This is a genomic window from Aminobacter sp. SR38, from assembly GCF_014843375.1.
Classification (GTDB): domain Bacteria; phylum Pseudomonadota; class Alphaproteobacteria; order Rhizobiales; family Rhizobiaceae; genus Aminobacter; species Aminobacter ciceronei.
In genome coordinates this window covers 226,426-252,611 of the sequence record NZ_CP062113.1, presented here as the reverse complement: position 1 = coordinate 252,611, position 26,186 = coordinate 226,426, and the positions used below count along the sequence as shown (strand labels likewise).

Sequence of the window (26,186 nt, the reverse complement as noted above, 5' to 3'; positions counted from 1 at the left end):
TGATCAGGCTCCGGCCTTGGCGATGGTTTCGTCGAGCGCCGAGCGAAACCACGAGGTCACATATTCCGGCCGGGTGATGGCAGAGCCGACGACGACCATCGAGGCTCCGGACGCCAGCGCCTGCTGCGCCTGGGCGGGGGTGCGGACATTGCCCTCGGCGACGACGTGAGGCGTCAGCTTCCGCATCGCCGCCATCAGCGCAAAGTCGGGCTCGGTCGGTTCGACCGGGCCGGTGTAGCCGGCGAGCGTCGAGCCGACGACGTCGGCGCCTTCGGCCAGCGCCTGCTCGGCGTCGGAGATGACGGAGCAGTCGGCCATGGCGGCACGGCCGTGGGAATGGATACGCTCGATCAGCGCGTTGGTCGCAACCGGGCGGATGCGCTGGGTGGCATCGTAGGCGATGACGTCGGCACCTGCGGCGGCCAGCGCGTCGATGTCTTCGAGCCAGGGCGTGATGCGGACGGGCGTGTCATCAAGGTCGCGCTTGACCAGGCCTATGATCGGCTTGTTGGTGGCGGCGCGGACGGCAGCGACATATTCGGCGGATTCGATGCGCAGAGCAGCGGCGCCGCCGTCGATGGCCGCCAGCGCGAAGCCCACGACCATCTCGGCCTTGTCCATGGCGCCACCCTTCACCGGCTGGCAGGACACGATCAGGCCATTGTCGAGGGCTTTGAAGTCAAGCGGCACGCGGGCATCTCCTGTGATGCCCAGACGGTAGCAGTCCAATACCAGATTGCAACAGGCTTTATACTGGTATTATCGCATCAGCTCGATGACGAAGTCGTAGACGTCGCCGCGGTACTTGGTCTGGGTGAACTCGACGATCTGGCCGTCGGCGAGGAAGCAGCGACGTTCCATGACCAGCAAAGAGGTGTCCTCGGGCGTGGCGAGAAGCTGGTGCTCCTCGTCGGTGGCGGGCTTGGCCTGCATGCGCTGCAGTGCCCGGACCGGCAGGGCGCCGGTGGCCTCGAGATATTCGTAGAGCGATTCCCCGACCGCCTGGGGATCCGGCACGAAACGTGCCGGCAGCGTGGCGATCTCGATGGCGATGGGTGTGTCGTCGGCGGTGCGCAGGCGGCGCAGGCGCACGACCTTTTCGCTGGCGGAGATGCCCAAGGCCATCATTTCGGCTGGCGAAGGCCGTGAAATCTCTCGCGAAATCCAGACGCAGCCGGGTTCAAGCCCGCGCGAGCGCATGTCTTCGGAAAAGCTGGTCATGGTTGCCAGCGACTTCTCCAGGCGCGACGACACGACGGTCTTTGCGCCCTGGCGGCGGTCGAGCAGCCCGTCGGAGACGAGGCCGTCGATCGCCTTGCGCACGGTGACGCGCGAAATGCCGAGCGCATCGCACAGCGTGCGTTCGCTGGGGATGACGGCGCTACGCTTGAGGTGGGAGGCACCGATCGCCTCCTTGATGGCGTCCTCCAGCCGCCGGTATAGCGGTTCGCCGCTCTCGCCGGAAAGCTGTCTTGCGAGGAAGTCGAGGATTGCCTGATCGCCCATCGGAGCCACCTGTGGAAAGTCGCTCCTTTATGCAGAATTTTTTTCAGGTGTTAAACTGGTATTGTCCTTGTCGGGTCGTTTTCCAGTCTCTTTGCGGCTCACACCGTCAGCAGCTTGCGGATTTCGGACGTATCGAGGTCTCCGGCGGCGCCTGTATGGACGATCCTGCCACGGTCCATGATGTAGACGACGTCGGCGAGCTCGCGGCAGAAATCGAGATATTGCTCTACCAGGAGCACGGCGATGCCGGCGGTGTCGCGCAGGTAGCGGATGGCACGGCCGATATCCTTGATGATCGACGGCTGGATGCCTTCTGTCGGCTCGTCGAGCACCAGGAGTTTCGGCCGCATGACCAGCGCCCGGCCGATCGCCAGCTGCTGTTGCTGACCGCCCGAGAGGTCGCCGCCGCGCCGTGCCAGCATCTGCTTCAGAACAGGAAACAGCTCGAAGACGTGTTCGGGCACCGTGCGTTCGCCCCGCTTCAGCGGCGCGAAGCCGGTCTCCAGGTTCTCCTGTACCGTCAGCAGCGGAAAAATCTCGCGCCCCTGCGGCACGAAAGAGATGCCCGACCGGGCGCGATCGTATGCCGCGCTCCGGTCGAGCGCCTTCCCCTCGAAGGCAACCGTACCCGATGTCAGCCTGTGCTGGCCGACGATCGATCTCATCAGACTTGTCTTGCCCACGCCGTTGCGGCCAAGCACGCAGGTGATCTTGCCGGCGTCGGCACGCAGCGAGACGCCGCGCAGCGCCTCGGCCGCGCCGTAGTGGAGAACGGCGTCGTTGACCTCAAGCATCGCCCGGCTCCATCGACTGGGCCCCCCGCGCCCCCGTCGCCAGGACGGGGGTGGCGGCCCTTCCGGAGCGCCAGGGGAGGTTGGTGGATTTCGTTTGCGACATGGCCTGCGGCGATGCCGGAGTTTCCCGCTTTGGGACCGTCGCTAGATAAGTACCGCGCCACCACATCGTCAGCGCCCCAGATAGACTTCGACGACACGTTCGTCTGACGAGACGAAGTCGAGCGTGCCTTCCGACAGCACGGAGCCTTCGTGCAGGCAGGTCACCTTGACGCCGAGCTCGCGGACGAAATGCATGTCATGCTCGACGACGATGACCGAATGCGTCTCTGCGATGTCCTTGAGCAGGCGGGCGGTCTCGAAGGTTTCGGCGTCCGTCATGCCGGCTACCGGCTCGTCGACGAGCAGCAGCTTCGGGTCCTGCGCGAGAAGCATGCCGATTTCGAGCCATTGCTTCTGGCCGTGCGACAGGCCGGCAGCCGGCTCGTTGCGCCGGGCTCCGAGCCGGATGACGCCGAGGATGTCGTCAATGCGCCGGCGGTCGGCTGCCGAAGAGCGATAGAAGAGTGCCGGGAAGATCGAGCGCTGCCCCTTGAGCGACAGTAGCAGGTTGTCCTCGACAGTATGGTTCTCGAACACCGTCGGTTTCTGGAACTTGCGGCCGATGCCCATCATAGCGATCTCGGCCTCGTCATGACGCGTCAGGTCGATCTGGCCGTCGAAAAAGACCTCGCCGCTGTCGGGACGGGTCTTGCCGGTGACGATGTCCATCATCGTCGTCTTGCCGGCGCCGTTGGGGCCGATGATGGCCCGCATCTCGCCCCTGTCGAGCACCAGCGACAGGTCGTTGATGGCGCGGAAGCCGTCAAAGGCAACCGACACGCCGTCGAGATAGAGGATGGTTCCGCTCATGCTCATCCCGTCACTCCGCCGGCTGGGGCTCGGTCCGCGCGGCGGCCTTGCCTTCGGCCGGCACCGCGCGCGTGGCCCGCATCTGCTGCCACCGGTCCCACAGGCCGACGATGCCGCGCGGCAAAAACAAGGTGGAGGCGATGAACAGGCCGCCAAGTGCGAACAGCCAGAGTTCGGGCAACGCGCCGGTGAACCAGCTCTTGGCGGCATTGACGGCGATGGCACCGACAATCGGCCCGACGATGGTTCCGCGGCCGCCGACTGCGGTCCAGATCACGACCTCGATCGAATTGGCAGGATCGAATTCACCGGGGTTGATGATGCCGACCTGCGGCACGTAGAACGCGCCCGCTATGCCGGCCATCATGGCCGACAGCGTGAAGGCGAACAGCTTGACGTTCTCCGCCCGCCAGCCGAGGAAGCGCGTGCGGCTCTCCGCATCGCGCACGGCCATCAGAAGCTTGCCGTATTTCGAACCGACCACCAGCCAGGTGACCAGCACGCCGAGCGCCAGCGCTACCGCGCTCGCGGCAAACAGCGCCGAGCGCGTTTCGCTTGCCTGGACGCTGAAGCCAAGGATGTCCTTGAAGTCGGTCAGGCCGTTGTTGCCGCCGAAGCCCATGTCGTTGCGGAAAAAGGCAAGCAGCAGGGCATAGGTCATGGCCTGGGTGATGATCGACAGATAGACGCCGGTGACGCGGCTGCGGAAGGCAAACCAGCCGAACACGAAGGCGAGCAGGCCCGGCACGGCCATGACCATCAGCGCTGCGAACCAGAAGTGATCGAAGCCGAGCCAGTACCAGGGCAGTTCCTTCCAGTTTAGGAACACCATGAAGTCGGGCAGGTCAGGGTTGCCGTAGACGCCGCGCGCGCCGATCTGGCGCATCAGATACATGCCCATGGCGTAGCCGCCGAGGGCGAAGAAGGCGCCATGGCCGAGTGACAGGATGCCGCAATAGCCCCAGACGAGGTCGAGCGCGAGCGCAAGCAGGGCATAGCAGAGATATTTGCCGGCCAGCGCCACGACGTAGCTCGGCACGTGGAAGGCACTCTCGGCCGGCACCGCGAGATTGAGCACTGGCACGATGACCGCAGCCGCGAGCAGCGTGGCGATGGTGACGGCGATGCGCCGGTCGGAGGAAAACAGGCGACGCGCGATCATGCTTCCACCGCCCGTCCCTTGAGCGCGAACAGGCCGCGCGGCCGCTTCTGGATGAACAGGATGATCAGCACCAGCACCAGGATCTTGCCGAGCACCGCACCGGCGTAAGGCTCGAGGAACTTGTTCAGAACGCCAAGCGTCATCGCGCCGATGAAGGTGCCCCAGAGATTGCCGACACCGCCGAAGACCACGACCATGAAGCTGTCGATGATGTAGCCCTGGCCGAAATTGGGCGAGACATTGTCGATCTGGCTCAGCGCCACCCCCGCGATCCCTGCGATGCCTGAGCCGAGTGCGAAGGTGAAGGCGTCGACCCATGGCGTGCGGATGCCCATCGAGGCGGCCATGCGCCGGTTCTGGGTCACCGCGCGCATGCGCAGGCCCCAGCTCGTCCGCTTCATGATGAAGACCAGCAGAAGGAAGACGGCGAGGCAGAACAGCACGATCCAGAGCCGGCTCCAGGTGATTGTCAGCTGGCCGAGCTGGAACGCGCCGGCCATCCAGCTCGGTGCGCCGACCTCCTGATTGGTCGGGCCGAAGATGGTGCGGACAGCCTGCTGCAGGATCAGCGAGACACCCCAGGTCGCCAGAAGCGTTTCGAGCGGACGGCCATAGAGGAAACGGATCATGCCGCGTTCGATGGCGAGGCCGACGCCGCCGGCGACGAGGAAGGCGGCAGGCAAAGCGATGGCCAACGACCAGTCGAACAGGTCGGGCGCGAAGGCGCGGATCGCCTGCTGCACGACGAAGGTGGTGTAGGCGCCGAGCATGACCATCTCGCCATGGGCCATGTTGATGACGCCCATGACGCCGAAGGTGATGGCGAGGCCGATGGCTGCGAGCAGCAGCACCGAGCCGAGCGAGATGCCGTACCAGACGTTTTGCGCCACCTGCCAGGCGGCCATGCTGGTCTCGATCTGCGCGACCGAGCGGGCGGCCGTCTCGGCCAATGCGCCGGTGCTTGCGGCCTGGAAGGCTGTCAGCTGGGCCAGCGCGTCGCTGTCGCCGCGGTTTGCAAGAACGGCGATGGCAGCGCGTTTTTCGGCCTCGCCGAGGTCGGAAACCAGGACTGCGGCGGCGCGGGCCTGGGCAAGCGCTGCTTTGACCGTGGCGTCGGTCTCGCCGGCAATCGCTGCGTCGAGAGCTGGCAACGCGGTCTTGTCGGGGCGCTTGAGCATGGTGCTTGCCGCCGACAGCCTCACAGTTGGATCGGCCGATCCGAGGGTAAGCCCACCCATGACGTCGCGGATGGTGCGGCGGAGCGCGTTGTTGACCTTGACCTTGGCAATATCGGCCTTCGCAGCTGTGCCGGCTGCCGTTCCGTCGAGCGGATCGGACAGCGAAAGCGTCTGGCCATCTTCCTTGCCTGTGAAGACGCCCTGGTCGGACTTTCTGACATAGAGGTTGCCGTCGGCCAGGGCCGACAGGATGCGCTCGACGGCCGGCTCCCCGGTGGCGGCAAGATCGCGGACGACGGATTCCGTCTCCTGGAAGTTTGTCGTCGTGGCGAGCCGGGTGAGCAATGCCCGCAAGCCCGCCTCGTCGGCATGGGCAAGCGACGGCAGGCTCGCGCAAATGACGGCAATGGCCAGGACTAGACTGCGGACGAACTGCATCTGGGATGGCACCTGTGTGCGATTAGGGTTGGGGTGCCGGGCGAGATGGCCTGCCCGGCACCTTGATGGGGCTAGTTGGTCGTGCCCTTGCCGCCGCACTTGCCGGTGGCGACGTTAAAGTTTCCGCACGACATCGGCGCGCGCCAGTCGGCGATCAGGTCCTTGGAATCGGGCAGGTAGTCGGACCATTCGTCGCCGACCACGAGGCCCGCGGTCTGCCACACCGTCTCGAACTGGCCGTCGGCCTGGATCTCGCCGATCAGCACCGGCTTGGTGATGTGGTGGTTGGGCATCATTGTCGAGAAGCCGCCCGAGAGGTTCGGCACCGAGACACCGACGATGGCGTCGATGACGGCGTCCGGATCGGTGGTACCGGCCTTCTCGACCGCCTTCAGCCACATGTTGAATCCGATGACATGGGCTTCCATCGGGTCGTTGGTCACCCGCTTGTCGTTCTTGGTGTAGCCCTTCCAGGCCGAGATGAACTCGGCGTTGGCGGGGCTATCGACTGACTGGAAATAGTTCCAGGCGGCGAGATGGCCGACCAGCGGCGCGGTGTCGAGGCCGGCGAGTTCTTCCTCGCCGACCGAGAAAGCGACCACCGGAATGTCCTCGGCCTTGATGCCCTGGTTGCCGAGCTCCTTGTAGAACGGCACGTTGGCGTCGCCATTGATGGTCGAGACGACGGCGGTCTTCTTGCCGGTCGAGCCGAACTTCTTGATGTCGGAGACGATGGTCTGCCAGTCGGAATGCCCGAACGGCGTGTAGTTGACCATGATGTCCTCGGCGGCGACGCCCTTCGACTGCAGATAGGCCTGCAGGATCTTGTTCGTCGTCTGCGGATAGACATAGTCGGTGCCGGCGAGCACCCAGCGCTGCACGCCTTCTTCGTTCATCAGATAGTCGACGGCAGGAATGGCCTGCTGGTTGGGCGCGGCGCCGGTGTAGAACACGTTGCGCTGGCTTTCCTCCCCTTCATACTGGACGGGATAGAACAGCAGGCTGTTGAGCTCCTCGAAGACCGGCAGCACCGACTTGCGTGACGACGAGGTCCAGCAGCCGAAGACGGCGGCGACCTTGTCCTGCTCGATCAACTGGCGTGCCTTTTCGGCAAACAGCGGCCAGTCCGAGGCCGGATCGACGACGACGGCCTCGAGCTTCTTGCCGAGCAACCCGCCCTTCTTGTTCTGTTCTTCGATGAGGAACAGCATCGTGTCTTTCAGCGTCGTTTCTGAAATCGCCATCGTTCCGGACAGCGAATGCAGCACGCCGACCTTGATGGTGTCGTCCGCCGCCGCGGAGGGCGACGCCAGGCTGAGCCCGGCGCCGACTATCCCGGCCATGGCTGCGGCGGTCCAACGTGCGAAATGTCCCCTCATTACCAGTCTCCCATTTGGCTTTGTTGCAATGAACAATGTCATGCAACCGTCATGCCAATCGCTCAGGGCCAGTTTGGAGGCAGGGAAAGTCGCGCATTTTCATAAGGTTGGCCTAATGCCCCCGAAGGCATGGCTGCTCATGCCGCCAGCCGGTGTCCCAGGATTTGTGCATTGCACAGCAGATATTGCCAGTTTTTTGCCCAGATCTGATTTTTGCATAAACTATGAGCAATAGTGCCCTCGCGGCTATGCCGGCCGTCGAGATGCTGGGAGCCATGAACCAATCGCCGGCTTTGCTCGTAAGAGAGGGAGAACGGGCATTCCGAGGAGCAGCCATGCGCCGGAACAACGATGCTGGGCGGGTCGTGAGCAACAGGCGGCTGGCGTGGGTCACTGGTGCCGGCTCCGGCATCGGCCGCGCCTTGGCGTTGCGGCTTGCCAGCGAAGGCTGGCAGGTCGTGGCAAGCGCGCGGACGGCGAGCGATCTCGCCGAACTGGCCGCCAAGGCGCCGGGTCGTATCCGTGCATTCCCGCTCGACGTGACCGCCGAGGCGACCGTACTCGAGACGGTTGCCCGCATCGAGGGCGAAATCGGGCCGATCGATCTCGCCGTGCTGAACGCCGGCACCTATGCGCGCGACTCCGCCGCTGAGTTCGACGCCGGCGCCTTTCGCGCCACCGTTGACGTCAATCTGATGGGCTGCGTGCATTGCCTGGCCGCGCTGATGCCGCGCATGCTGGCGCGCCAGGGCGGGCACGTTGCCGTGGTGTCTTCGGTTTCAGGCTTCGTCGGCCTGCCGGGCGCTGCAGCCTATGGCGCGACCAAGGCAGCGCTGATCAACATGTGTGAAGCGCTCCACCCTGAACTCGCGGCTCGGAACGTGCGGCTCAGCCTCGTCTGTCCGAGTTTCGTCGACACGCCCCTGACGCGGAAGAACGATTTTCCGATGCCGTTCATGATCTCGGCAGACGCTGCGGTCGACCACATCATGACTGGCCTGAAATCGCGGCGTTTCATGACCGCTTTTCCATGGAAGATGGTGCTGTCGATGAAGCTCCTGGCGGCGATGCCAGAGCGGCTGCGCTTTGTGATCACGCGGCGCATGGTCCGCGACTGACGGCACGGCGAAGGTCGGTGGACCCGGCTCTATTGCGCGTGTTCCGGAACCCTTGTCGTCACGACGGTGGTGCTGATCTTTTGAACTGCGGCGTTGTGCCGGTGGACGGGGATGCCCTTCCACCAGATGCGCAGCGCCTCCCAGTGAATGCCAAGCGTCACCTTCAGCGTCATCAGCGGGTAGCGGAAGAGGGCGCCGAGCAAGGCGCGGTCGGTGAGCTCTTGACGCCTGCCGGCAAAGGAGGCGGCAAGAAGTGGGCCTTCGGCGTCCGATTCATCGATGCGCACCAGGACCCTGTCACCGGGCGGCTCGATGTGGAAGCGGTAGAAGCAGGACATCGGCATGAAGGGCGAGACGTAGAGTTCCTTTGCGCAGCCTTGACGTATCGGGCCGCTCGCTCCGGCGTCGACCGGAATGACGTAGGTGTGGCGTTCGCCGAAGGTGTTGCAGACCTCGTAGAGGATCGCCCTGAGCGGGCCATCGGGCGCGTGGCAGAAATAAACCGTCAGCGGATTGAAGACGTAGCCGAGGATTCGGGGATAGCAGAGCACCCGGATGCGCATGCCGCTCTCCAGCCTATCGGCCTTGGCCAGTTGCGCCTCGACCCAGCCGCGCAGGCCGCTGGCGCTGCCGTCGCCGTGGTCGGCATCCCAGAAGCTGAGGATTGCGCAGCGGTTGTAGCCGAACAGCCGGGAAGTCACGCTGACACCGGGCATTTCGTCGAGATCGAGCAGCAGCGAGAAGACGCGGTAGTGTAGCCTGTGGCGACGCGGCCTGAGCCGCGTATGCGTGACCGTGCCAGAAAACAGCGCGGAGCGCAGGCTCATTCGGCTGCCTCCAGCCGGGGCATCAGCGCAATTCGCCCGGATTCGTCGCGCACCTTCCATGGTCGCCTGATGTCCGCGAGACTTTCGGCAACAGCGAGGCCGGATTGCAGGCCGTCCTCGTGGAAACCGAAGCCGAAATAGGCACCGCAGAACCAGGTTTGGCGTCGGCCCTGCAGGCGCCAGAGCTGCTGCTGGGCGTCGAGCGCGTGCTGGTCGAACAGCGGATGGGTGTAGTCGTAGCGCCCGATGATCTTTGCAGGATCGATCTGGCGCGTCGGGTTGAGCGTCACGAACAGGGGATGGCGCATGTCGAGGTTCTGCAGCCGGTTCATCCAGTAGGTCACGCATAGCGGCTGGCTGTTGTCGTCGCGGTCCTCGCCGATATAGTTCCAGCTTGACCAGACCCGCTTGCGTCGCGGCATGAGGTTCTCGTCTGAATGCAGCACCGCCAGATTGTCGGTGTAGCGGAAGGCGCCAAGCAAAGCCCGCTCCTGCTGGTCGGCGTCGGAGAGCAGGTCGAGCGCCTGGTTGGCATGAGTGGCTATGACGACATCGGTGAAGGTGTCGGCATGTCCCTTGGTGTCGGTGACGACGACCCGGCCGTTCTTGCGCGCAATATTGCCGACCGCCGTGCTCAGCCTGATGTTGTCGGCGAAGTTGGCGCTCAGCCGGCGAACATATTCCCGGCTGCCGCCAAGCACGGTTCGCCACTTCGGCCGGTCGGCCAGGCTGAGCAGGCCATGGCTGGCGAAGAACCTGACGAAGGCGAGCAGTGGGTAAGCGCGCATGTCGCGTGCCGTTGTTGACCAGATCGCTGCTCCCATCGGCAGCAAATGGTCCTCGACGAAAGCCGGAGCATAATCGTTGCGATCGAGATATTCGCCGAGGCTGACGCCGTGCAGGTCGGCGCGAATGAGCAGCGCCGGCGCCTCGCGGTAGAAGCGCAGGATGTCACGCATCATTCGCCAGAAGCGCGGCCGGATGACATTGCCGCGCTGGCCGATCAGGCCGTTGAGGCCGGAGCCCGAATATTCGAGCTTGCCGCCTTCGAGCGAGGCGGCGAACGACATGTTGGAAGCTGCCGTCGGCACGCCGATTTCACGGAACAGGGCGACGAGGTTGGGATAGTTGCGCTCGTTGTAGACGATGAAGCCGGTGTCGACGGGCAGGGCGCCGTTGTTGGTCGGAACCATGATCGTGTTGGAATGGCCGCCAAGGCGAGGCTCGCTTTCGTAGAGCGTGACATCAAGCTTGCGGCCGAGCAGCCAGGCTGCCGAAAGACCTGATATGCCGGATCCGATGACGGCGACGCGGCGCGCGTGATCGGGCAATTCCTTGCTGGTGTCGATGCTCACGTCTCGCCTTTCCGCTGCGCCTTATGCTGCTGGATACGGAGCGCAGGCCCCGGCGGATCGCTGGGACGCGAAATTTTTCCGATGCGAGTGATCCGGCGGTCGCTCGCCGGCGTACCAACAGCATGAACACGGTCGTTTCCATCGGCGTTCCGGCGTGGCAGAAACGCTTCAAGGCGGGGCATTGGCGCTCCGCGCCATGGCATGGTGATTTGGGAACAGCCGACATGAACCGCCCGACTGGCGTCGACGATGGTTCCGACATGCGAGAACTGCTGTGCGCTGTGGGTGCCCGGCGGGACATCGAAGCTTATGAACAGCTGTTTCGCCACTTCGCACCACGCGTGAAGGCCTACATGGCGAGGACGGGTGGCAACGGCCAGCAGGCCGAGGAACTGATGCAGGAAACCATGATCGCCGTGTGGAACAAGGCGGAGCGTTACGATCCGGCGAAGGGGGCGGCGTCGACCTGGATCTTCGCCATTGCGCGTAACCTGCGCATCGACGCTTTCCGGCGTGAAAGGCGACCGGAATTCGACCCGGAAGATCCCGCCTTCGTGCCCGACGATGTCGCTCCCGCCGATGCCGAGCTCGACATGCGCGAGACATCGGAACAGCTTCACCATGCAATTGCAGCCCTGCCTGCGGAACAGGCGTCGCTGCTCAAACTGTCGTTTTTCGAAGACCAGTCGCACAGCGCGATCGCGCAGCGCCTGAACCTGCCCCTCGGGACGGTCAAGTCGCGCATGCGCTTGGCCTTCGACAAGTTGCGGGCCGCGCTCGCCCGCTCCGGAGACGTGTCGTGACCATTCGTCACCATATCAGCGACGACCTGCTCATCAGCTATGCCGCCGGCAGCCTAGCTGAGGGCTGGAGCATTGCGGTGGCTACGCATCTCGCGCTGTGCCCAGCCTGCCGGCGTCGCCTGACAGTGGCCGAGGACGTCGGCGGCGAGTTGCTCGATACGATGGAAGACGAGGCCTCGGTCGACCAGTCCTGGGCCAGCGTGCGCAGCCGTTTGCAGCAACCCGAGACCGCGGCCGCCCGCCAAAGCACTGTTGGGCACAGCGGCGGCTTGCCGGAGCCGTTGCGCTCCTATGTCGGTGGCGATTTCGACACGCTTAGATGGCGGCCGCTCGGACGCGGCGCGTACCAGATCCCTATCAAGACGGGCGATCGCGAAACCATGGTCAGGCTGCTGCGCATTCCCGCCGGCAAGCCGGTGCCGGAGCACAGCCATGGCGGCCGCGAGCTGACGCTGGTGCTGGCCGGCAGCTTTCACGATGGCACGGGTCTGTTTGCGCGTGGCGACCTCGAGGACGCCGACGCCAGCCTGACGCACCAACCGGTAGCCACGCCTGAAGCCGACTGTATCTGCCTTGCGGTGACCGACGCGCCGCTGCAGTTCCGCAGCTGGATCATGCGGGCGATCCAGCCTCTGCTTGGGATTTGACCGGTCCGTTGTTCGAAAGCAGCCTATGATCGCCAGCTACGCCACTGCCTACGTCGCCACTGCCATCGTCTTCTTCGGCCTCGATTTCCTGTGGCTGTCGACCATCTCGACGAACTTCTACCGCAGCCGCATCGGCGCCCTGCTTCTCGACCAGCCCCATTTCGGCGTCGCCGGCCTGTTCTACCTCGTCTATGTCGCAGGCATCGTGCACTTCGCGACAATGCCGGCGCTGAACGGCGCGAGCTGGACGACAGCGCTGATCAATGGCGCTCTTCTCGGCCTCGTCGCCTACGGCACCTACGACATGACAAACTTGGCCACGCTGAAGAACTGGTCGGTGACGGTCAGCGTCGTCGACATGGCCTGGGGCGTCGCTCTCACCGGCACTGCCGCAACGATCGGGTATCTGGTCACCGCCTGGGCGATGGCCAGGCCGAGCTGATGAGGGCTGCCTTTCGCGGCATAGCCAACAGGCAAGGCAGGAGCCGAGGTCGTCTTCATCGACCCGGTGGCGCTGGCAGGCTTGATCGCTCTCGATGACGGAGCGACAGCCGATCGGCGAGGCATAACGGTCAGGGCGATCACCTAGTCTTCGAGGCGACTTGCAACCAGTGCCGGGATTTCTTTCAGGGCGAAGGCACGGAAAGCAGCGGCCACGGGTGAGGGCGAGACGTCTCGCCGTTCGACCAGTCCGACTTGCCTGCTTGCCGCCGCATCGGCCAGTTCGAGCACCGCCACGCCATCATGGGCGCCATGCATGGTCAATGACGGCAGGATGGTCAGGCCGAGCCCGGCCTTCACCAAAGCAACCAGCGAGGTGACGTTGTAGACGGTCATTAGCGACCGTGCGGAGAGCTGCCTGTACGCCTCCGCATCGATCCTGTCGGATGCGCCGTTGCGGATCAGCGTCGCGCCGTGCAGATCGCTCCATTCGACAGGACGTTCGAGCTGGCAGAGTTCGTGATCGTCCTTGCAGAGCAGCTTGAACCGGTCGCTGAACAACGGCGTGAATTCGACGCCGCCGCCGGCACGGCTCTCGCCGGCAATGCCTATGTCGGCGACGCCGCTTTCCACCATGCGCCGCACCTGGGCACTGTCGATGTCGAACAGTTCGACCTCGACCTGTGGTCGGGTTTCCAGGAACCGCTGCAGGATGGGCGGCAACACGTTGGTGGCGACCGAGGGTACCGAGGCAATCGACAGGCTGCCGATGCGGCTATGCGCGAAAGCCCGCATGATGCCGATCGACTTGTCGAAGCTGCGGATCTGCTCGCGGCCGAGATCGAGCATCAGATTGCCAAGCGCCGTCAGGCTGTTCTTGCGATCGGTCTGGAACAGCGGTCCGCCGATCTCGTCTTCCAACTGCTTGAGGGTCATCGAAACGGCTGAGGCCGTGCGGCCAACCGTATCGGCTGCGTCCTTGATGTTGCCGCTCTCGGCAACCGTGACGAAGACCCGCAATGCTTCCAGTTTGATCATCACACCAACTTCAATTCTTCTGAAATTGATAACAGAAATATCTGCTTGATTGAAGTGGGGCGGTGGCGGATTTTCAGGCGAGCAATGGAGATCGACATGGCAGAATGCTACGCCAATCTGATCGGCGGCCGGTGGCGGCAGGGCGATCGCTTCCACGAAAATCGCAGCCCGTCCGATGTCACCGACCTGATCGGTCTATATGCCCAGGCCGATACGGGCGATGTCGACGAGGCGGTCGCAGCTGGCCGGGCGGCGATGCCGGCCTGGCGGGCTACCGGGCTCGAACAGCGTCAGGCCATCCTCAACAGGATCGGCAATGAACTGATGGAGCGGTCAGCCGAACTGGGTAGGCTGTTGTCGCGCGAGGAGGGCAAGCCGCTGGCGGAAGGTCGCGGCGAGGTGTTCCGCGCCGGCCAGTTCTTCACCTATTACGCGGCCGAGGTGCTGCGGCAGCTTGGCGAAAACGCGGAATCGGTGCGTCCCGGCATCGAGATCGACATGCGCCGCGAACCGATGGGGCTGGTGGCCGTCGTCTCGCCCTGGAACTTTCCGACCGCCACCGCCAGCTGGAAGATCGCGCCGGCGCTTGCCTATGGCAATGCCGTCATCTGGAAGCCCGCCAACGAGACACCGGCCTCGGCTTGGGCTCTTGCAGAGATCATCCATCGCGCCGGCCTGCCGGATGGGGCGTTCCAGTTGCTGATGGGGCCAGGCGCGGTTGTCGGCAACGGGCTTGCCGGCCACCCAGGCGTAGATGCCATCACCTTCACCGGCTCCTACGAGGTTGGCTGCCAGGTGGCCGTGGCTGCAGCCGCGAGACTGACGAAGTTCCAGCTCGAGCTCGGCTCCAAGAACGCGCTGCTGGTGATGGATGATGCCGACATCGACCTGGCTGTGGCGGCCGCCGTTGGCGGCGGTTACTCGGGCACAGGCCAGAAATGCACCGCCTCCTCGCGCCTCGTCATACATGAGAGCATCCACGATGCCTTCGTCGAGAAATTGGCCGCTGCCGTCGGTGGCTTGAAGGTCGGTCACGCCCTGGCGGATGGCACGCAGGTCGGTCCCGTCGTCAGCGCGCGCCAGCTTGCGGCGAACCTTGCCTGGATGGATCGTGCCCGGACCGCTGGCGCCGAAGTGGCGGTCGGTGGCGAGCGGCTGCAACTTGCCCATGACGGCTTCTACATGGCGCCGGCGCTTTTGACCGGGACGACCAATGCGATGGACTTCAATCGCGAGGAAATGTTTGCGCCCATCGCTGCCGTGCAGAAGGTCGGCTGCTATGACGAAGGGCTCGCCGCCGTCAACGACACGCGTTTCGGGTTGGTCGCCGGCATCTTCACTCGCTCGCTCGCTCGTGCCAGCCATTTCCGGCGACATGCGGAGACGGGCTGTGTCACCGTCAACCTGCCGACGGCGGGAACCGACTATCATGTGCCGTTTGGCGGCCGGAAGGGCTCGAGCTTCGGCTCGCGCGAGCAGGGCCGTTCGGCGGCCGAGTTCTACACCCAGGTCAAGACAGCGTATATTCGAGCAGGGGAGCCGGAGTAAGGTCATGGACGCGAAGATCGCCAGCCCTGTCGTCGACTGCCTGCAATATGCCAACTGGAGTGCGGACGTCTTCGCCCAGATGCGCGCCGGCGGCGTGCATGGGGTACATGCCACCATCGCCTATCATGAGAATTTCCGCGAGACGGTGGCGAACATCATTGCCTGGAACCGCCATTTCGAACGCCATTCTGATCTCATCTTTCCAGGTCGCGCCGGCAGCGACATCGAAAGGGCGATGCGGGAGGGGCGCACGGCCATCTTCTTCGGCCTGCAGAACCCGTCGCCGATCGAAGACGACATCGGCCTGATCGAGGTCTGCCATGCGCTTGGCGTGCGCTTCATGCAGCTGAGTTACAACAACCAGTCACTGCTTGCCACCGGCTGCTACGAGGGCGAAGACCCCGGCATCACCCGCTTCGGGCGCCAGGCGATCGCCGAGATGAATCGTGTCGGCATGGTCGTCGACATGAGCCATTCCGCCGAGCGCTCGACGCTTGAGGCAATCGAGCTCTCGGCGAGGCCGATCGCCATCACCCATGCCAATCCGCACTGGTGGCATCCGGCCTTACGCAACAAGTCCGATACGGTGCTGAAGGCGCTGACGCGATCGGGTGGCATGCTCGGCCTGTCGCTCTACCCCCACCATATGAAGGGCGGCTCGAACTGCACGCTGCAGAGCTTCTGCGCCATGGTCGCGGAGACCGCTTCGCGTTACGGCGTCGCGCATCTCGGCATCGGCAGCGATCTCTGCCAGGACCAACCGGACTCGGTGGTCGCCTGGATGCGCAATGGCCGTTGGTCGAAGGTCACGGACTATGGTGAAGGCTCGGCTTCGGCGGCCGGCTTTCCGCGGCAGCCGAGCTGGTTCACCAGCAATGCCGACCTTGGCAATCTCCGTGACGGGCTGTGCAAGGTAGGCTTCTCCAATGAGGAAGTCAGCGACATCATGGGTGGCAACTGGCTTCGGTTCTACACCCAATCGTTTGGACCGATGTGATGGCCAACAGGGCAACAGCCATTGCGACCGCGCCGCAGCTAGCCATGCGCTCGCCCGACGTCGTCATGCGCCTGCGGCGGATGGGCGCTTCCTTTCCGACACGGCTCAGCTTCCTGCGCACGCTGATCCGGCGTCTTGCTTCAAGCGGTGCGACGGTGCGCCGCCCGGTCTGGAGCATGGACGACAACGGGTTCGGCGATGCGGTCTACACGTTCAGGCTGGGTGGGCACGACTACAGCCTTGTTGCCTTTTCCTGTCCGCTTCCCGACGAGCAGCGCTCCGACCGCGTCATCGCCGAGGCTTGGGACACCAGCTTCGTGCTTTATGACGGCATTCCCGACAAGGCCGAGATCGAACGGCTGCGGGAAAATGCGCCGCGCCAGGAGGCGGGGCGTTTTGGACCGCGCGACCTGGTGCTGAGCCGCGCCAACAAGTCCGTGCGTTTCTTCGAGCATGTCGTCGACAGCCTGGCGCGTGGGCGACAGCCGGAACGCGACCGGCTTGGTGAAGTCGGCTATCTCCTGCGCACCACCGCCGTCTACGGCAACGGCAAGTTCGGCATCGCCGACCGTTGCGTGCTGGCGGAACGCGAGGGGCTCACCGGTCCCTTCCAGGCCGAGATGCTGACGGTCTGGCTGATCCGCGAATTCTCCCACGATCTCGTCGAGCACGTTGCCAGGCGCCGCGCGCCGGAAACCTTCGTGCCGCTTGCGCGGGAGCTGCGCCGCCACATCGGAGTCGGCAACTCCACTGGTCTCGGCATGGCGCCGTTCCTGGCCAATCATCCGCAGCTGCTGAACAACTGGGTGTTTGCGCGCGAGAGCGCGCTGGCGCGGGTGCGGGCGAAACGATACCTGGATGCTGCCGCGCTGGATCGGCTCGGCGACCTCTGGCGACAGGCGGGCAGGCATCTCGATCAATGGTCGGTCGAAGACGATTCCTTGATGGCGCGCATCCTGAGCCTGCGTGGAGAGTGGGCCGAGGCTCAGGCCTGGATCGACCCCGCTCGGCTGCGGGCCGTATCGTCGCCGGTGGCGTCACTGCTCGAGCGCTCGCAATTCATGTCGGTGGACTTCCAGGAGTTGCTTGCAGCGCTAGTCATCGAAATGGCGGGGGCAGAAAACGACGATCTCACAGACGGCATGGCAGCGGTGCGGGAAACGACGCTGCAGCCAGGCATGAGGCTTGCGGCACTTCGCAGGCTGCTGCGTGATCACTATGGCTGGGCACTGACGATCGCGTTCGACAGGCCGGCGGAAACCGCCCAGTTCTGGTATGTTTCGGAGGAGAAGCTGGAGCCCCGGCTTGGCCGCCGTGCCGCCGAAGCTGGCGCCCATCTCGAGCTTCCGCTCGACATCGCCCGGCAGGTGCAGCGCCTTGCCGCCGACCTTGAGGACGAGGCGGAAACACAAACCGTCGCCGCGTTCCTTGCCCGCTTTCCTCAGCATCGCCATGCGGTACGCCGCATACAGATGGCGGCGACCGCACCCTATTCGGAAATCCGCGACAACCTGCTCTCGGACCGCTGCCTGCCGATCAACATGCTGCGCTGCAAGCTTGCCTTTTTCGGCGCATCGAAATTCGACCCGCGTTCGGATCGCTGGACACGCATCACACTTTTTCAGGGGGCGCCGACGCGGGACGAAATCGCTGCCGGCGAAACCGACGATTGCTGGCTTCCGGTGCTCAGATGACGACGATCCTGCTGTCCTACAACGAAGTGCAGACGCTCGCCCGCAAGGCAGCCTGCGGCGCCGGATTGCCTCATGGCGTGGCGGAGGATGTCGGCCAGGCAGCCGTCTGGCTCTCGGCGCGCGGCATTGACGCTGTCGGGGTCGTGATCGACGCGCTTGGCAGCCAAGCGGAGGTTCTCGGCGACCAGTCGGCCATCGATGCACTCTGCTGTGGTGAAACTGCCGAGATTGCGTTCGAGGGACGAAGCTGCAGCTTGATGCTGATCGGCCTCGCCGGAGCGGTGGCTGCCAATACGGCGATGAACCTCACCCTGCGTTATGATGGCGGTGTGGAGCCGCTGGCGCTGGCGGCGAATCCTGCGGAACTGGCCGCGTCGGCGTTGAGCCTGCGGCTGCATTCCCCACCCGACGGCGGGATGCCTATGCCGCGTCGATCGCCGCGACCGGCTGCGACGGACGCTGCGGCCTACGCGGCAGCGCTCGGCCTTGCGGCGAGGACGTATGTGCCGGCCTCGGAACTGTCGCGGGCCCAGGGCGCCGGCGCGGGCACCACCGACAACGATTGAGGGATTTCATGACGGAGCGGACAATGACGCTCGCCGCGGTCGAGCAGCTGTGCCTGCGTGCGCTGACCGCAGCGGGAGCCAGCGAGGACAATGCGGCGGCCGTTGCCCGATCGACGATGCTGGCGGAGCGCGACGGCATCCGCAGCCACGGCCTGCTCTATGTGCCGATCTATGCCGATCATGTCCGCTGCGGCAAGGTCGACGGAAAGGCACGGCCTGCCGTGTCGCAGCCGCGCCCAGGCGCTGTGGTCGTTGATGCGGCGACCGGTTTCGCCCATCCTGCCATCGACGCCGGGTGGGATCGTTTCATTGCCGCCGCACGGCGCAACGGCGTCGCTGCAATGACGGTGTTCAATTCCTGCAATTGCGGCGTAGTTGGCCACCATGCCGAGCGTATCGCCGAGGCGGGACTGCTCGGGTTGTGCACCACCCATGCACCGGCGTCGATAGCGCCGCCGGGCGGGCGCCTGCCGGTGATCGGCACCAATCCGTTTGCGCTTGGCGCTCCGGATGGCGCAGGCGGTGCCGCGCTGGTGCTCGACCAGTCGGCGAGTGTGGTGGCGAAATCGGAGATTCTTCTGCGCTCGCGGGAGGGCCGGCCGATCGAACCCGGGTGGGCCATCGACGAACATGGCGCTGACACGCTCGATCCGGCTGCCGCTCTGAAGGGCTCGATGCTGCCGGCCGGCGGCCACAAGGGTTTTGGTGTCGGACTTCTCGTCGAAATCCTGGCGTCCTGTCTTGCCGGTGCCGTTCTCAGCAAGGATGCCAGTCCGTTTTCCGGAACGGCGGGCGGGCCGCCGAGAACCGGACAGTGTTTCATCGCTTTTGACCCCAGGGCGTTTTCGACGGGCTTTTCACATCAGGTCGCAAGTCTCGTGGCAGCTATCGCCAATCAGGGCGATGTCCGCCTTCCGGGTAGCGGCCGCCAGGCTGCGCGGCGCCGCAATGAACGGGAGGGCGTGCGGGTCGATGCCGGCCTCGTGGATCGGATCGAAACACTCTGCCGCTAAAGTTTTTCTGAAATCCGGATCAGTTATTTCGGTTTGATAAAAGTGACTGCTTTCGACATCGTATCCCTCGAGGCCATCACAACGACAACAAAGGGAACTGCGATGAAGCTCAAGACATCCATTCTTGCGGGAGTGTGCCTTGCCTGCATGGTGCTCGGCAGCAATGCCGCCGAGGCCACGGAATGCGGGACGAAGGACCCGATCACGATCGCCGAAATGACCTGGCTGTCTGCCGGTACGCTCGCCTATGTCGCCAAGGAGATCCTGGCCGAAGGCTATGGCTGCAACGTCCAGATCGTGCCCGGCGATACCGTGCCGACCGCATCTTCCATGCTGGCCAAGGGAGAGCCTGACATCGCACCCGAGCTCTGGGTCTCCACCGTCAAGTCGACATGGGACCAGATGTTGGCCAAGGGAACCGTCTACAAGGCGGGAGACATCTTCGCCAGCGGCGGCCAGGAAGGCTGGTGGATTCCTGACTACATCGCCGAGGCTCATCCGGAAATCCGCTCCGTCAGCGATCTCAAGAACAACTGGCAGGTGTTCGAGGACGCGTCGAGCCCGGGCAAAGGCCGCTTCTATGCCTGTCCGCCCGGCTGGGGTTGCGAGATCATCACCAACAATCTGGTCAAGGCGCTCGACCTGGAAGCGACCTACGAGGTCTATCCGACCGGCTCGGGTGCGAACCTCAAGGCGATGATCGCCAGGCAGGTCTCGCGCAAGAAGCCGTTCATCGGCTGGTACTGGGGCCCGACCGAAGTGATCGGCAAGTACAAGCTCAAGGTTCTCGAGATGCCGGCCTACGACCAGGCAAAATTCACCTGCCTCACCGATGCCAAATGCGAAAAGCCGGAACTGACGGGCTGGGCGGTCGGTGAAGTTGCGGTCGCGGCCACCACCAGACTCAAGGACAAGGCGCCTGCCGTGGCCGAGTTCCTGTCGAAGATGCAGGTGCCCAACGTCGAGATCAGCGACGTGCTGGCCTGGGGCGACGACAACAAGGCTTCGCCCGAGGAAGTCGCCGCCTATTTCTTCAAGAACTACGAAACGATCTGGACGAAATGGGTCCCGGCCGATGTCGCCGAGAAGGTGAAGGCTGCGCTCTGATCGCAGCCTGGCGGCCGCGTATCTTCCCCCGGGCGCGGCCGCCCCTTCGCATACGATGCCCATGGCGCTTGTCCGCGGAACGTCGGCAACTGGCCGCCTCCGCGAGAGCCGCGGGTTGCCAACCTTGAAAGGGTCATGCCGTGGCAGACAATTTTCCCGAGCTTCTGGACACGCGCGGGCTCCGCTTCGCGATCGATGACGGTTTCAGCTGGGTCGTTGCCAATTACGGCGACACGCTCGAGCGGTTGCTTGCACCGCTGCTCAAGCTGCTCGGTGCCATGGAGGCCTTCCTGCAATGGTTGCCCTGGTATGTCACGATCGCCGGCATCGCCCTTTTGACCTACTCGGCCTCGCGTAACGTGCGAATGACGGGCAGCGCGATCGTCATGCTGTTCTTCATCGGCGCTGTTGGCCTGTGGAACGACGCCATGGCGACGGTAGCGCTGATGCTCGCCGCGACCGTTGTCGCCGTTGTGGTTGGCATTCCGCTCGGCATCGTCATGGCGCGGTCCGACAGGCTGCGCTCGATTGCCTTGCCGTTGCTCAACATCATGCAAACGCTGCCGATCTTCGTTTATCTGATCCCCTTCGTCATGCTGTTCGGGCCGGGCAAGATCCCGGCCATCCTCGCCACCGTCTTCTTCGCCATTCCACCTGTCATCAGGTTGACCGATCTCGGCATCCGCCAGGTCGACGGCGAGGTGGTCGAGGCGATTGTCGCCTTTGGTGCGACACCAAGCCAGAAGCTGGTGAGGGTCCAGATCCCGCTCGCCCTGCCGACCATCATGGCCGGCATCAACCAGACGACGATGATGGCGCTGTCGATGGTGGTCATCGCATCGATGATCGGCGCCGGCGGGCTCGGCTACCAGGTGTTGCAGGGGATCCAGCGGCTGGAGGTAAGCCGTGGCCTTGTCGCCGGCATCGCCATCGTCTTCCTCGCCGTGATTTTCGACCGCATCGCACAGTCCTACGGCAGGCGTGCCCAGAAACACCTCGAGCACGGGGAGTAGGATCGTGACCGTTTCGGACGTGAAAATTCAGGTCGATAAGGTCTACAAGATCTTCGGCAGCCGACCGGACGATGCAATGGCTGCACTCCACGCTGGCGCCGGGAAGGCCGAGGTCCTGCAGAAGACCGGCTGCATCGTTGGCCTCAGGGGGATCGATTTCTCGATCCGCCGCGGCGAGACCTTTGTCATCATGGGTCTTTCGGGCTCCGGGAAGTCGACGATGATCCGTCATTTCAACCGGCTGATCGAGCCGACAGCCGGCCGCATCCTGGTCGACGGCCGCAACATCATGGACATGAACGCGAGGGAATTGTTGGCGTTTCGTCGCAGCGGCATTTCCATGGTGTTCCAGCGCTTCGGTCTGCTGCCGCATCAGACGGTGCTGGAGAACACGATCTGCGGGCCGATCCTGCAGGGCGTGGATCGGCGCGAGGCGCTGACACGCGGCATGGAGCAGCTCGAACTCGTCGGCCTCAAGGGGTTCGAGCACCGCTTTCCCCGCCAGCTCTCGGGCGGCATGCAGCAACGGGTTGGCCTCGCCCGGGCGCTTGCGACGCAGGCAGACGTGCTCTTGATGGACGAGGCCTTCAGCGCGCTCGACCCGCTGATCAAAAGCGACATGCAGGAACAGCTGAAGCAGATCCAGGCACGGCTGAAGAAGACCATCATCTTTATCACCCATGATCTCGATGAAGCCCTGCATCTCGGTGATCGCATCGCCATTCTGAAGGATGGCGAGTTGCGCCAGGTCGGCACCGGCGAAGAGATCCTGTTCCGCCCGGCGGACGACTATGTCGAGCGTTTCGTCCGCAAGGTCGACCTGTCGCGTGCGCTCCATGCCAACGACGCCTTTGCCAAGGTTCCCGTCCTGACGCAGGCGGAAGCCACGGGTGACGAGGCCGCCGTGCTGTTGCGCCAACATCCGGCGGTGATCGTCACGCATGGTACGGAGATGCGCGTTGTTACCTCAGGCGAGCCGGATAGTGCGAAGAGGGCTGCATGCATCGACGCTGCGGCGACACTTCGCCAGACCTTTCCGCTCCTGGCGGATGAAGATGCCGTCGTGGTCATGGACGGTGGAGCGCCCGCCGGAGTCCTCACTCGCGAATTGGCATTTAAGTCGCTGTGTCGGTCGAGCGGCGCCGCCTACTTGGACCATCGCCAGAGGCCGCAGGTGCTCGATGATGTTGTAAAGCGATCATCGAATGCGGCCGATGATCGCCTGGGCCAGGGTCTCTGCCGCGCGTGAGGCGCGAGCGGGGGTAGGCGATGTAAAACGGATCCTCGAAGGTCATGCGCTCGGGCAGCAGGAGCTGCAGATCGCCTTTGCCACCGACTCCTCGGCATAATGGTCGGGGAGGAAGCCGATGTAGGCGCCGGAAAGCAACAGCAGCAGCGTGCCTTCCATGTGCGGGGTCGCCGCAGCCCAGGCGAAATCGACGCCGCAAATCGGAGTTTCGGTCACCTAGGTGCGCCGTGGCCCCAACATGTGCGCGACAATGGCGAGATCTACGCCTGGGTGCGCGAGACGATGGAAAGCACCTACCACCCTTGCGGCTCGTGCCGCATGGGCGAGGATGCGATGGCCGTCGTCGACGGCCAGCTGAAGGTGAGGGGCATCGAGGGCCTCAGGTGATCGACAGTTCGGTCTTCCCGACCGAGCCGAACGCCGACGACATCGTGCGCGGCAACCTCCTGCTCGCCGCATCGAACGCCGCCATCGGGATCGCGCCCGGCGTCGGCCGGACTCAGCGCGCCAGCGAGCCAGCAGCCGGTTTCGTCGCCTTCAGCCTGAGCGCCGTAGCATGGGCGTGCACCGTGCCTGGCACGCATCTGACGACTACTGCGCCAACGCCGTCAACGATTTCGACAACTCTTCCATCCGCTCGTCGTTGTTACCCGATGCGGACGGCGTAATCGGACACTGAGATCGCCGATCTCGTACGCGACATCATCGCCCATCCTGAAGAGCCGTTCGGGCCGGTCGTACTGGAAGACCCGTGTTGGCGGAGCTGCAGCCAGGTCGGTCTGCGCTCGCGCCACACTGCGGACTGGCGCCGAAGGAGGAGGCAAGCCTTCGCCTGGCGACACAGTTTGAAATCATCTTGACGAAGCAGGTATATTGATATTTAGTTCGGTGACAGAACGAACTAAATAGAGCCGATATGACCGATGCACCACGTATCTCCCGGCAATTCTCGCAGCGCTCCGTCATGGAAGCGATCGTTCAGGGTGGGCCGATTTCGCGCGCCTCCATCGCCAAGCTGACGGGGCTCTCGAAGCAGACGATATCCGAAATCGTCCGGGACCTGGAGGATGGCGGTTGGGTGCGCGAGACCGGGCGCACGAGTGGTCATGTCGGGCGTACGGCAGTTACCTATGAGCTGGTCGTCGATGCCGCTTTCATCGTCGCCGTCGACCTGGGTGGCACCAAGGTTCGTGTGGCGGTGACCGATCTTGCCGGACAGATCGTCATCGAAGATACAGCTCCGACTGATCTGCGCGGAGGCAGGCCGCTCGTCACGCAGATCGCCGGTATGGCGCTTTCGGCCGCTGAAAGGGCCAAGGTGGCGCGTGACAAACTGCGGCTTGCAGTCGTGGGCGTTCCCGGTGCGCCCGACAACCGCACCGGCCGGGTGCTGCTTGCGCCGAATATCCGCGATTTCGACACCATGGATGTGCTGGAGGCCTTCAGGCAAGCGCTTGGCTTCGACGTCGTTCTTGAAAACGACGTCAACCTCGCGGCACTCGGCGAAAGTTGGCAAGGCCAGGGGCAGGGTATCGACAATCTTGCCTATGTGGCGCTCGGCACGGGTATCGGCAGCGGGCTCATCCTTGGAGGCAATCTCGTGCGCGGCGCGGCCAACGCGGCCGGCGAAATGGGCTTCCTGCCGATTGGCGCCAATCCATTCGATCCGGAGTCGCTTCGGGTCGGTGCCTATGAACGCGCGGTCGCCACGCACGGTATCATCGAGCGCTACGAAGCTGCCACCGGCGAGAACATCAGCGTTCCCGTCATATTTGAACGCGCCGCAGCCGGAGACGCAGCGGCCGTTGCCGCCATCGACGAAACATCGCGTCAGGTCGCCTGCGGCATTGCCGCAATCTGCGCCATCGCCAACCCGCAACTCGTGATCCTCGGCGGCTCCATCGGCCTTCGACCAGAAATCCTGGAGCGCGCACGCCACTTCCTGCCGCAGTGCTTTCCCTACCCGGTCGACGTCGTCTCCGGCGAACTTGGGGCGCGGGCGGCACTTGTCGGGGCGACGGCGGTTGGCCTCAGCCAGCTGCACAACACGCTCTTCGGCGTCGCAACGCCGAATGCCGGCCTTTCCCTTCCGCCTACCGGCGCGGAATCCCCCCAGGAGTCCGCAGAATGACGGTAGAAAGCGACCTTTTCGGCCGTCTTCGCGCGGCACTCGATGGCGATGCAGCCATCGACCTGTTCCGCGGTGCGATCCATCGCGACAGCATCACCGGCAACGAGGCCAATGTCGTCGCCTATCTTGCCGACGCGATGCGCAAGCTCGGCCTCTCCGACGTGACGACGGCAGATTTCCTGCCCGGGCGGCCGAATGTCTGGGGTGAGCGCAAAGGTGCCGGCGGCGGCAAACGCCTGCTCTTCATCGGCCATACCGACGTCGTCCATGTCGATGGCTGGCGCGAAAACTGGGCCGGTACCGAGCGTGAGGATCCCTTTGGCGCGGCCATCGTCGACGGCGCGATCTGGGGCCGTGGGGCAGGCGACCTCAAGGCCGGCATCACTTCGTCGCTTGCTGCCATGGCGCTTCTCGATGCGGCAGGGATCCAGCTTGCCGGTGACGTTTCTTTCGCCTTTGTCGGCGACGAGGAGAGCGGCCAGCCGGGCACCGGCGTCTCGGCCGGCATCAAGGACTACGTGGCACGCATGGAGGCCGGCGAGGTCGAGCGGCCTGATTTCGTCATCTATGTCGAGCCGACGCAGCTTGCCGTTTACCCGGCGCAGATCGGCTTCTTCATCACCGACATTACCATCACTGGGCGCTCGGCCTATTTCGGTGTGCCGGAACTCGGCAAGGATGCGCTGCGCGCCAGCCACGCGGCGATGAGCGCACTGTGGAAACACTCCGAGGTAATTTCCGCTCGCGCCGAGCACGCGCTTGTCGGCCGTTCCTTCCTGCTGATCACCGGGCTCAGCGGTGGCGGTTACATCGCCGTCCCGGAAAAATGCGAATTGTCGCTGATCCGCAAGCTTCTGCCGGGCGAGTCGCTCGACCAGGCAGCCGCAGAGATCGAAGCCGCCGTGCGTGGCGCCATCGACGACCCGGATATCGCGGTGGACTTTTCCTACCCTGCCGGCCGAGACCATGCACTCGGCGGTACGGCAGCGGAGATTGATGCGGGCTCCCCTGAGGTTGCGATGCTGTCGCAGGCGATCGGTAGCGCGCTGTCCGGGCGCGGCACCATTCAAGGGGCGCCGTTCTGGTCGGAATCGCCCTTCTTCGTGAACCGGCTCGGTATCCCCGCGGTCTATTGCGCGCCCGGCGATATCCGGAATTGCCACACCTACAACGAACACGTCGAGATCGAAGAATTTCTCGCGGGCGTCATCGGCTTTGCGGCCTTCATGGCGCGTTTTTGCGGAACAGTTGACTGAACCATCCGAACCAA

The 26,186-nt window shown here is 64.3% G+C and carries 25 protein-coding genes and 1 pseudogene; 15 read left to right on the top strand and 11 right to left on the bottom strand.

The genetic code is table 11. From position 1 onward, the window contains the following. Positions 1-3: 3 nt before the first annotated feature. The 7 genes from IG197_RS29125 to urtA form a co-directional block, all read right to left on the bottom strand. Positions 4-690, bottom strand: a complete 687-nt coding sequence (locus IG197_RS29125) for an N-acetylmannosamine-6-phosphate 2-epimerase (protein WP_246765462.1) — start codon at positions 688-690, stop codon at positions 4-6. Between the two features lie 69 nt (positions 691-759). Next, positions 760-1,506, bottom strand: a complete 747-nt coding sequence (locus IG197_RS29120; protein ID WP_192320596.1) for a GntR family transcriptional regulator — start codon at positions 1,504-1,506, stop codon at positions 760-762. 98 nt (positions 1,507-1,604) lie between these two features. Beyond that, on the bottom strand, positions 1,605-2,300 hold the full coding sequence (gene urtE / locus IG197_RS29115; RefSeq protein ID WP_192320594.1) for an urea ABC transporter ATP-binding subunit UrtE: 696 nt from the start codon (positions 2,298-2,300) through the stop codon (positions 1,605-1,607). A 171-nt stretch (positions 2,301-2,471) separates the two neighbouring features. Continuing rightward, positions 2,472-3,218, bottom strand: coding sequence for an urea ABC transporter ATP-binding protein UrtD (urtD, locus tag IG197_RS29110; RefSeq protein ID WP_067967237.1), 747 nt, complete (start codon positions 3,216-3,218; stop codon positions 2,472-2,474). A gap of 4 nt (positions 3,219-3,222) precedes the next feature. Continuing rightward, positions 3,223-4,374 (bottom strand): urea ABC transporter permease subunit UrtC, encoded by a 1,152-nt coding sequence (urtC, locus tag IG197_RS29105; protein ID WP_182574699.1) that lies wholly within the window; start codon positions 4,372-4,374, stop codon positions 3,223-3,225. Beyond that, positions 4,371-5,990: an urea ABC transporter permease subunit UrtB gene (gene urtB, locus IG197_RS29100; RefSeq protein WP_192320592.1), complete on the bottom strand. Its 1,620-nt coding sequence runs from the start codon at positions 5,988-5,990 to the stop codon at positions 4,371-4,373. The genes urtC and urtB overlap by 4 nt, the downstream gene beginning before the upstream one ends. A gap of 71 nt (positions 5,991-6,061) precedes the next feature. Continuing rightward, entirely contained in the window at positions 6,062-7,369 is a 1,308-nt protein-coding gene (gene urtA, locus IG197_RS29095) for an urea ABC transporter substrate-binding protein (RefSeq protein ID WP_192320590.1), read from the bottom strand. 335 nt (positions 7,370-7,704) lie between these two features. On the opposite strand from urtA, the gene IG197_RS29090 reads away from it, so the two are divergent. Beyond that, positions 7,705-8,487: an SDR family oxidoreductase gene (locus tag IG197_RS29090; protein ID WP_192320588.1), complete on the top strand. Its 783-nt coding sequence runs from the start codon at positions 7,705-7,707 to the stop codon at positions 8,485-8,487. A gap of 29 nt (positions 8,488-8,516) precedes the next feature. On the opposite strand, the gene IG197_RS29085 is transcribed toward IG197_RS29090, so the two are convergent. Next, positions 8,517-9,314 carry a DUF1365 domain-containing protein gene (locus IG197_RS29085; protein ID WP_067967248.1) on the bottom strand — a complete coding sequence of 266 codons (798 nt, stop codon included), beginning with the start codon at positions 9,312-9,314 and terminating at the stop codon, positions 8,517-8,519. Beyond that, complete coding sequence (locus IG197_RS29080; protein WP_246765461.1) at positions 9,311-10,669, bottom strand: NAD(P)/FAD-dependent oxidoreductase; 1,359 nt, start codon at positions 10,667-10,669, stop codon at positions 9,311-9,313. The genes IG197_RS29085 and IG197_RS29080 overlap by 4 nt, the downstream gene beginning before the upstream one ends. Before the next feature lie 224 nt (positions 10,670-10,893). Between IG197_RS29080 and IG197_RS29075 the strand changes: the two genes are divergently transcribed. Genes IG197_RS29075 through IG197_RS29065 form a run of 3 tightly spaced genes read left to right on the top strand, consistent with a single transcriptional unit; the run spans position 10,894 to position 12,561 of the window. After that, a complete protein-coding gene (locus tag IG197_RS29075) occupies positions 10,894-11,472 on the top strand; it encodes a sigma-70 family RNA polymerase sigma factor (protein WP_246765460.1) in 579 nt (192 codons plus the stop codon). After that, entirely contained in the window at positions 11,469-12,119 is a 651-nt protein-coding gene (locus IG197_RS29070) for a ChrR family anti-sigma-E factor (protein ID WP_192320586.1), read from the top strand. Before IG197_RS29075 ends, IG197_RS29070 begins: the two co-directional genes overlap by 4 nt. Positions 12,120-12,144: 25 nt before the next feature. Continuing rightward, on the top strand, positions 12,145-12,561 hold the full coding sequence (locus IG197_RS29065; protein ID WP_067967258.1) for a DUF2177 family protein: 417 nt from the start codon (positions 12,145-12,147) through the stop codon (positions 12,559-12,561). Between the two features lie 143 nt (positions 12,562-12,704). On the opposite strand, the gene IG197_RS29060 is transcribed toward IG197_RS29065, so the two are convergent. Beyond that, positions 12,705-13,598, bottom strand: coding sequence for a LysR family transcriptional regulator (locus tag IG197_RS29060; RefSeq protein WP_192320584.1), 894 nt, complete (start codon positions 13,596-13,598; stop codon positions 12,705-12,707). Positions 13,599-13,694: 96 nt separating this feature from the next. On the opposite strand from IG197_RS29060, the gene IG197_RS29055 reads away from it, so the two are divergent. The 8 genes from IG197_RS29055 to IG197_RS29020 all read left to right on the top strand — a co-directional run bounded on the left by IG197_RS29055 (position 13,695) and on the right by IG197_RS29020 (position 22,785). Beyond that, positions 13,695-15,146, top strand: coding sequence for an aldehyde dehydrogenase family protein (locus tag IG197_RS29055; protein ID WP_192320582.1), 1,452 nt, complete (start codon positions 13,695-13,697; stop codon positions 15,144-15,146). A 4-nt stretch (positions 15,147-15,150) separates the two neighbouring features. Further along, positions 15,151-16,143, top strand: coding sequence for a membrane dipeptidase (locus tag IG197_RS29050; RefSeq protein ID WP_067967262.1), 993 nt, complete (start codon positions 15,151-15,153; stop codon positions 16,141-16,143). Further along, entirely contained in the window at positions 16,143-17,837 is a 1,695-nt protein-coding gene (locus IG197_RS29045; protein ID WP_192320581.1) for a hypothetical protein, read from the top strand. Before IG197_RS29050 ends, IG197_RS29045 begins: the two co-directional genes overlap by 1 nt. Then, complete coding sequence (locus IG197_RS29040) at positions 17,834-18,403, top strand: DUF3726 domain-containing protein (RefSeq protein ID WP_154384448.1); 570 nt, start codon at positions 17,834-17,836, stop codon at positions 18,401-18,403. Before IG197_RS29045 ends, IG197_RS29040 begins: the two co-directional genes overlap by 4 nt. A gap of 8 nt (positions 18,404-18,411) precedes the next feature. Continuing rightward, positions 18,412-19,416 carry an Ldh family oxidoreductase gene (locus IG197_RS29035; protein ID WP_192320579.1) on the top strand — a complete coding sequence of 335 codons (1,005 nt, stop codon included), beginning with the start codon at positions 18,412-18,414 and terminating at the stop codon, positions 19,414-19,416. 102 nt (positions 19,417-19,518) lie between these two features. Next, positions 19,519-20,523 carry a glycine betaine ABC transporter substrate-binding protein gene (locus IG197_RS29030; RefSeq protein ID WP_192320578.1) on the top strand — a complete coding sequence of 335 codons (1,005 nt, stop codon included), beginning with the start codon at positions 19,519-19,521 and terminating at the stop codon, positions 20,521-20,523. 140 nt (positions 20,524-20,663) lie between these two features. Continuing rightward, complete coding sequence (locus tag IG197_RS29025; RefSeq protein ID WP_192320576.1) at positions 20,664-21,536, top strand: proline/glycine betaine ABC transporter permease; 873 nt, start codon at positions 20,664-20,666, stop codon at positions 21,534-21,536. Between the two features lie 4 nt (positions 21,537-21,540). Then, positions 21,541-22,785 (top strand): glycine betaine/L-proline ABC transporter ATP-binding protein, encoded by a 1,245-nt coding sequence (locus IG197_RS29020; RefSeq protein WP_371746584.1) that lies wholly within the window; start codon positions 21,541-21,543, stop codon positions 22,783-22,785. A gap of 42 nt (positions 22,786-22,827) precedes the next feature. On the opposite strand, the gene IG197_RS36920 is transcribed toward IG197_RS29020, so the two are convergent. Continuing rightward, positions 22,828-23,001: a hypothetical protein gene (locus IG197_RS36920; RefSeq protein WP_263008201.1), complete on the bottom strand. Its 174-nt coding sequence runs from the start codon at positions 22,999-23,001 to the stop codon at positions 22,828-22,830. A gap of 6 nt (positions 23,002-23,007) precedes the next feature. Between IG197_RS36920 and IG197_RS36365 the strand changes: the two are divergent. The 3 genes and pseudogenes from IG197_RS36365 to IG197_RS29000 form a co-directional block, all read left to right on the top strand. After that, a pseudogene (locus IG197_RS36365) lies at positions 23,008-23,303 on the top strand (GMC oxidoreductase); the annotation flags it as partial. Between the two features lie 398 nt (positions 23,304-23,701). Continuing rightward, positions 23,702-24,916, top strand: coding sequence for an ROK family transcriptional regulator (locus IG197_RS29005; protein WP_192320574.1), 1,215 nt, complete (start codon positions 23,702-23,704; stop codon positions 24,914-24,916). After that, complete coding sequence (locus tag IG197_RS29000) at positions 24,913-26,172, top strand: M20 family metallopeptidase (protein ID WP_067967291.1); 1,260 nt, start codon at positions 24,913-24,915, stop codon at positions 26,170-26,172. Before IG197_RS29005 ends, IG197_RS29000 begins: the two co-directional genes overlap by 4 nt. The last annotated feature ends 14 nt before the right edge of the window (positions 26,173-26,186 follow it).

Coding starts and splice junctions, on each gene's coding strand:
- IG197_RS29045 (WP_192320581.1), top strand. CDS start 16,143: ATGGCCAACAGGGCAACAGCCATTGCGACCGCGCCGCAGCTAGCCATG.
- IG197_RS29050 (WP_067967262.1), top strand. CDS start 15,151: ATGGACGCGAAGATCGCCAGCCCTGTCGTCGACTGCCTGCAATATGCC.
- IG197_RS29060 (WP_192320584.1), bottom strand. CDS start 13,598: ATGATCAAACTGGAAGCATTGCGGGTCTTCGTCACGGTTGCCGAGAGC.
- urtC (WP_182574699.1), bottom strand. CDS start 4,374: ATGATCGCGCGTCGCCTGTTTTCCTCCGACCGGCGCATCGCCGTCACC.
- IG197_RS29040 (WP_154384448.1), top strand. CDS start 17,834: ATGACGACGATCCTGCTGTCCTACAACGAAGTGCAGACGCTCGCCCGC.
- IG197_RS29085 (WP_067967248.1), bottom strand. CDS start 9,314: ATGAGCCTGCGCTCCGCGCTGTTTTCTGGCACGGTCACGCATACGCGG.
- urtD (WP_067967237.1), bottom strand. CDS start 3,218: ATGAGCATGAGCGGAACCATCCTCTATCTCGACGGCGTGTCGGTTGCC.
- IG197_RS29030 (WP_192320578.1), top strand. CDS start 19,519: ATGAAGCTCAAGACATCCATTCTTGCGGGAGTGTGCCTTGCCTGCATG.
- IG197_RS29090 (WP_192320588.1), top strand. CDS start 7,705: ATGCGCCGGAACAACGATGCTGGGCGGGTCGTGAGCAACAGGCGGCTG.
- IG197_RS29075 (WP_246765460.1), top strand. CDS start 10,894: ATGAACCGCCCGACTGGCGTCGACGATGGTTCCGACATGCGAGAACTG.
- urtB (WP_192320592.1), bottom strand. CDS start 5,990: ATGCAGTTCGTCCGCAGTCTAGTCCTGGCCATTGCCGTCATTTGCGCG.
- IG197_RS29065 (WP_067967258.1), top strand. CDS start 12,145: ATGATCGCCAGCTACGCCACTGCCTACGTCGCCACTGCCATCGTCTTC.
- IG197_RS29005 (WP_192320574.1), top strand. CDS start 23,702: ATGACCGATGCACCACGTATCTCCCGGCAATTCTCGCAGCGCTCCGTC.
- IG197_RS29000 (WP_067967291.1), top strand. CDS start 24,913: ATGACGGTAGAAAGCGACCTTTTCGGCCGTCTTCGCGCGGCACTCGAT.
- IG197_RS29035 (WP_192320579.1), top strand. CDS start 18,412: ATGACGGAGCGGACAATGACGCTCGCCGCGGTCGAGCAGCTGTGCCTG.
- urtA (WP_192320590.1), bottom strand. CDS start 7,369: ATGAGGGGACATTTCGCACGTTGGACCGCCGCAGCCATGGCCGGGATA.
- IG197_RS29055 (WP_192320582.1), top strand. CDS start 13,695: ATGGCAGAATGCTACGCCAATCTGATCGGCGGCCGGTGGCGGCAGGGC.
- IG197_RS29120 (WP_192320596.1), bottom strand. CDS start 1,506: ATGGGCGATCAGGCAATCCTCGACTTCCTCGCAAGACAGCTTTCCGGC.
- urtE (WP_192320594.1), bottom strand. CDS start 2,300: ATGCTTGAGGTCAACGACGCCGTTCTCCACTACGGCGCGGCCGAGGCG.